The sequence below is a fragment of the Neisseria sp. P0022.S010 genome (assembly GCF_051956635.1).
Genome location: NZ_JBQCXF010000587.1, coordinates 1 through 1,755, shown reverse-complemented (window position 1 = coordinate 1,755; position 1,755 = coordinate 1). Strand labels below are relative to the sequence as shown.

General features: G+C 49.7%; 3 protein-coding genes. All 3 read left to right on the top strand.

Annotation, left to right across the window (positions count from 1 at the left end):
- The first annotated feature begins 353 nt into the window (after positions 1 to 353).
- The gene (locus ACTHUT_RS19695; RefSeq protein ID WP_250600152.1) at positions 354 to 887 is read left to right on the top strand and encodes a gamma carbonic anhydrase family protein; all 534 of its coding nucleotides are present in this window, start codon (positions 354 to 356) and stop codon (positions 885 to 887) included.
- Positions 888 to 935: 48 nt separating this feature from the next.
- The gene (locus ACTHUT_RS19690) at positions 936 to 1,535 is read left to right on the top strand and encodes a Maf family protein (protein ID WP_003685469.1); all 600 of its coding nucleotides are present in this window, start codon (positions 936 to 938) and stop codon (positions 1,533 to 1,535) included.
- Between the two features lie 25 nt (positions 1,536 to 1,560).
- Positions 1,561 to 1,755: hypothetical protein (locus ACTHUT_RS19685; RefSeq protein WP_440419510.1), on the top strand; the 195-nt coding region annotated here is incomplete at its 3' end.

The following is a 1,755-nucleotide window of genomic DNA, read 5'->3' as shown; positions in this document are numbered from 1 at the left end:
GGTTTGTGAGATTGGAAACCCACCAAACCTGTTTGAAAACAAACCATCGGGTTTCGTTATTTTATGAAATATTTTTTTAAAATATATATCATTCCAATTCAAATGGCAAGAGAATGATTTGCAGCTACTTGTAACTACAAGATAATAACGGACAATTTTCCACCTTCGGTAAACAAGAGATGCAGGCCTAACGGAAAATGGTTCTATAACCATAAAAAATATTGTTTACAAAGACATGACGACATCTCGGGAGACACCGCCCTTGCCTCACCTGCGTCAAAACGGCATACTTTCGCCATACCGAGCCGCAGGTCGTCTGAAACCTGCCACACTATCAAAAAGAAAGAAACAACATGAACCCTATCCGCCCCTTCTTAGACCATACTCCCCAAATCCACGAATCCTGCCTCATCGACGAGACCTCCGTCATCATCGGCGAAGTATCGCTTGCCGAAGACGTATCCGTTTGGCCGTATGCCGTGTTGCGCGGCGACGTGAACAGCATCAGCATCGGCATCGGCGCGCGCAGCAATGTACAGGACGGCAGTGTCTTGCACGTTTCGCACAAAAACGCGGAAAAGCCTGAAGGTTCGCCCCTTATCATCGGCGAAGACGTAACCGTCGGACACAAAGTCATGCTGCACGGCTGCCGCATCGGCGATCGTGTGTTGATCGGGATGGGTACAATTATTCTGGACGATACCGTCATTGAAGACGACGTGATGATAGGCGCAGGCAGCTTGGTGCCGCCACGCAAACGTTTGGAAAGCGGCTATCTCTATGTCGGCTCGCCCGTCAAACAAGTCCGCCCGCTGACCGAAAAAGAAAAAGAATTTTTGAAATATTCTTCTGCGCATTATGTGCGCCTGTCCGGCCAACACAAATAGTCAAAATAATTTTCAGACGACCTTATATCCCCTAAAAAAGAAAGTTTTATGCACACACTCTACCTAGCCTCCGGCAGCCCGCGCCGCCGCGAAATTCTGGAAAACTTAAGATTCAAAGTTATCCGTATCCCTGTCGACATCGACGAAACGCCGCATTCCGACGAAAAAGCCGCCGATTATGTGCAACGTATGGCGCAGGAAAAAAATGCCGCCGCTGTCGAGCAATGGTTAGCCACACACGACGCGTCGCCCGAATATCCGATTCTGACCGCCGACACTACGGTCGCCTATCAAAACCACATTCTCGGCAAACCGGAAACCGAAGCCCAAGCAGCCGAAATACTCGCACGGCTTTCAGGGCAGACGCATCAGGTGCTGACTGCCGTATGCGTATATTGGCAAGGGAAAACGCACGGCGTTTTGCAAACCAGCGATGTACGTTTCAAAACCTTGTCTGCCGAAGAAATATCCGCCTATATCCGAAGTGGCGAACCGATGGACAAAGCGGGCGCGTATGGCATTCAGGGTTTGGGCGGCGTGTTTGTCGAGCATTTGCAAGGCAGCTTTACAGGCGTGATGGGCCTGCCCGTTTACGAAACGGTCGGCTTGTTGGAACAATTCGGATTGAGTATTCCCCCATTTGCCTGATTTTAAATACCTTTAAACAAACATTATGAAAACATACGTCTTCCCCTTTTTATCCGCAGTATTCCTTCTCGCTGGCTGCACCACTTTTTCAGACGACGGTACACCCGCCATCCGCAAAGGCAACGACAGCATCCTCTCTTTCGGGAAGCTTGGCTCCGCTATAGAAGATGCATCCGCAGGCGGCTGGGTCATGCTCGACGATCAATACACCTATGAGACC